A 3,258-nucleotide genomic window follows, 5' to 3' on the forward strand; every position below is an offset into this window, starting at 1 on the left:
GGCCTGTGGCGGTACGGCAGCCTGCGGAGGCGCCGGGGTCTGCGCCGCCGTACCGGACGACTTCGGGCGGAGCGCCCGGATCGCCATGGTGCCTTCGGTGGCGGGCGAGGCCGCGGCGGGCCGCACCGGCCCCGAGGGCCTGCGGAACGTCACGGTGCCGTCCGCCGGGGGCTGCTCCCGCTTCGGCGGCGTGCCTGATCCACCGGACGCACCCGGCTTGATCGCACGGATCTGCACCGTGCCGGGCCCGTTCGCCTCCGGAGGAGAGGAAACCTCCGGCGAAGTGGGCGCCTCCTGCGCCTCCGCAGGAGCGGGGGCAGAGGCGGAGGCAGAGGCGGGATCGGCGGTCGACTCGCCCGGCAAGCGAGGGTCGCGCGGATCCCGGACCCCCGAAGCACTCCGCTGCTCGGGCCCGCCCCAGGAAACCCGCCGCTCCTGCTCGCCGCCGAGCCCCGTCTGCCGAGCCGCGTCCGCCTGCCACGCGGAGGCAGGCTCAGGCCTCGACCCGTGCTGCGAGGCGTCGGCGGCAACCGCGCCGCCCGTCGCCTCGGGCTCCCGCATGGGCTCCTCGTCGAAGAAGTGCGGCCCCGTCTCCTCCGCCGCGGGCGCGGGCGCGGGGGCCGCCCCCGGAGGCGCGGGCAGCGTTTCGCCGTCGGTCGGGGCGGGACGGCTGGTCCCTGGCACCCAGGCCGCGCCGTTCCAGTACCGGACATATCCGGGAATGGACGGATCGGGGTAGTAGCCTTCGCGGGGCCTGTCGTCGCCTGGGGCCGGAGTTGGGGCGCTCATGTCCGTCGTCCCGTATCTGCTCGGGGGTCTTTTAGAGGTTCCACATCTATCAGACCTCTGCGTCCCCCTGTGCGTCTCCTGCCCTACAGACCACTTTCCGGGCACAGTTCAACTACGTATCGACTACGTACGAAAAAAGTTTCCGGAACCCGCGTAATGCTCCGCGCCCACCGCGCTCTCTCCTTGCACGGGCCCGCTCCAGGGCCTCGGACAAGGAAGGAACAGACCGACATGCACACCGTGGTGGAACGCGAGCTTGAGCTCAAACTCGTCCTCTCGCCGGAACGCGCCATCCCCGTCCCGGCCCGCCTCACCTACCGCACCGACGACCCCTACGCCGTCCACATCGCCTTCCACATCGGCACCGAGCACCCCGTGAACTGGACGTTCGCCCGCGAACTCCTGGTCGAGGGGGTGTTCAGGCCCTGCGGGCACGGCGACGTCCGGGTCTGGCCCACCAAGGTCGACGGTCGCAGCGTCGTCCTGATGGCGCTGAGTTCACCCGACGGTGACGCCCTCCTGGAGGCGCCCGCACCCGCCGTGTCCGCCTGGCTCGAGCGCACGCTGCGGGTGGTCCCTCCGGGCTCTGAGGCTGAGCGGCTCGGCATCGACGACGGCCTCGCCGAGCTGCTCACGCCAACCACGGGCCGCGTCGACGAGCTCTGGCTGCGCGACCCCTGGCCCTCCGACGAGTCCAAGGACGGTGAGTGAGCTCCGCCGCCACGGGGGCGAAAGCGGAGACGGAGACACACGAACCACAGGCTCAGAACAACTTGCCGGGATTGAGGAGGGAGAGCGGGTCGAACGCCGCCTTGACGGCGCGCTGCATCTCCACGCCCACCGGGCCGAGCTCGCGTGCCAGCCAGTCCTTCTTGAGGACGCCCACGCCGTGCTCGCCGGTGATCGTGCCGCCGAGTTCAAGGCCCAGGGCCATGATCTCGTCGAAGGACTCGCGGGCTCGGCGGCCCTCGTCGGCGTCCGCGGCGTCGAAGCAGACGGTGGGGTGCGTGTTGCCGTCGCCCGCGTGCGCGCAGACCCCGATCGTGAGGCTGTACTTATCGGCGATGCGGTCGACGCCTTCGAGCATGTCCGCGAGCTTGGAGCGCGGCACGCACACGTCGTCGATCATCGTCGTGCCCTTGACGGCTTCGAGCGCGGTGAGCGACAACCGCCGTGCCTGGAGCAGCAGTTCGGACTCCGCCGCGTCCTCGGCCGGGACCACCTGGGTGGCGCCCGCGGCCTCGCAGAGCGCGCCGACGGCCGCGAGGTCCGCGGTGGGATCCGGGGTGTCGAAGGCTGCCAGGAGCAGTGCTTCGGTGGTCTCAGGGAGGCCCATGTGGGCCAGCGCGTTCACGGCCCTGATGGTCGTACGGTCCATCAGTTCCAGGAGTGAGGGGACGTGCCCCCCTTCCATGATCTTGCACACGGCGTCGCAGGCGGCCTCGGCGGAGGCGAACTCGGCGGCCAGGACCAGCTGTTGGGGCGGCTGCGGCTTGAGGGCGAGGGTCGCGCGGACGACGATGCCGAGGCTGCCCTCGGAGCCGACGAAGAGGCGCGTGAGGTCGTAGCCCGCGACGCCCTTGGCCGTGCGCCGGCCGGTGCTCATGAGCCGCCCGTCGGCGAGGACGACGTCGAGTCCGAGGACGTACTCCGCCGTCACTCCGTACTTCACACAGCACAGGCCGCCCGAGGCCGTGCCGATGTTCCCGCCGATGGTGCAGGTCTCCCAACTCGACGGGTCCGGCGGGTAGTAGAGACCGTGCTCGTTCACGGCGCGGGAGAGGGTGGCGTTGACGACGCCGGGTTCGACGACCGCGATCCGGTCGACGGGACTGATCTCCAGGATGCGGTCCATCTTGACCAGGGACAGCACGATGCAGCCCTCGCTGGCGTTCGCCCCGCCCGAGAGGCCCGTGCGGGCGCCCTGCGGGACCACCGGGATCCGTAGCTCGGTCGCCGTGCGCATGACGTGCTGGACCTGTTCGACGGTGCGTGGCAGGACCACGACGGCCGGGGTGCCGGCGTCGCAGAAGCTCGCCATGTCGTTCGCGTACGAGGACGTGATGTCAGGGTCCGTGAGGACGGCATCGGCGGGCAGGCCCTCGTGGAGGAGTTCGATGAGTGTGCGGCTCATGATCACAGCCTCGCACCCGGGGCCATCGGTGTGAACCCGTGTGCGACGCCAGTCCGCATGCCGGGATGTGCTCTTCGTATTGACGCACAGTGAGCGCCATGGAGATCGAGACCGGGTCCGAGTCCGTGCCCCAGAAGGAACAGCTTCCGCCGCCGGCGCCCGCGCCCGCCGTCTGGAGCGAGTCGCCGCGGGGCTCGCGCCGCTCCCCCGCCGTGCGGCGGGTACTGATCGCCTCCGTCGCCGGGTGCGTCGTGCTCGGCGGCGTCCTGGTGCTGTGGCCCGGCTCGGCCGGGAAGGACTGCGGTCCGAAGCCGGTGTCGATCAGAAGGGCACGG

Annotated in this window: 3 protein-coding genes and 1 pseudogene; 2 read left to right on the forward strand and 2 right to left on the reverse strand. The window is 71.4% G+C overall.

Annotation, left to right across the window (positions count from 1 at the left end; translation table 11 throughout):
* A partial coding sequence (locus ABD378_RS03370) for a DUF2510 domain-containing protein (RefSeq protein ID WP_344518803.1) occupies positions 1 to 789 on the reverse strand: 789 nt, incomplete at its 3' end.
* 231 nt (positions 790 to 1,020) lie between these two features.
* Between ABD378_RS03370 and ABD378_RS03375 the strand changes: the two genes are divergently transcribed.
* Complete coding sequence (locus ABD378_RS03375) at positions 1,021 to 1,500, forward strand: SsgA family sporulation/cell division regulator (RefSeq protein WP_344518804.1); 480 nt, start codon at positions 1,021 to 1,023, stop codon at positions 1,498 to 1,500.
* 52 nt (positions 1,501 to 1,552) lie between these two features.
* Here the strand turns inward: ABD378_RS03375 and ABD378_RS03380 are convergent, their stop codons facing one another.
* Positions 1,553 to 2,923: an FAD-binding oxidoreductase gene (locus ABD378_RS03380; RefSeq protein WP_344518805.1), complete on the reverse strand. Its 1,371-nt coding sequence runs from the start codon at positions 2,921 to 2,923 to the stop codon at positions 1,553 to 1,555.
* Positions 2,924 to 3,021: 98 nt separating this feature from the next.
* Here ABD378_RS03380 and ABD378_RS03385 point away from each other — a divergent pair.
* Positions 3,022 to 3,258 (forward strand): annotated as a pseudogene (locus tag ABD378_RS03385) (hypothetical protein); the annotation flags it as partial.

This window comes from Streptomyces rectiviolaceus, assembly GCF_039533825.1.
Classification (GTDB): Bacteria; Actinomycetota; Actinomycetes; order Streptomycetales; family Streptomycetaceae; genus Streptomyces; species Streptomyces rectiviolaceus.

What these genes read in the sequence shown, in the direction of transcription:
- ABD378_RS03380 (WP_344518805.1), bottom strand. Translation starts at nt 2,923, where the DNA reads ATGAGCCGCACACTCATCGAACTCCTCCACGAGGGCCTGCCCGCCGAT.
- ABD378_RS03375 (WP_344518804.1), top strand. Translation starts at nt 1,021, where the DNA reads ATGCACACCGTGGTGGAACGCGAGCTTGAGCTCAAACTCGTCCTCTCG.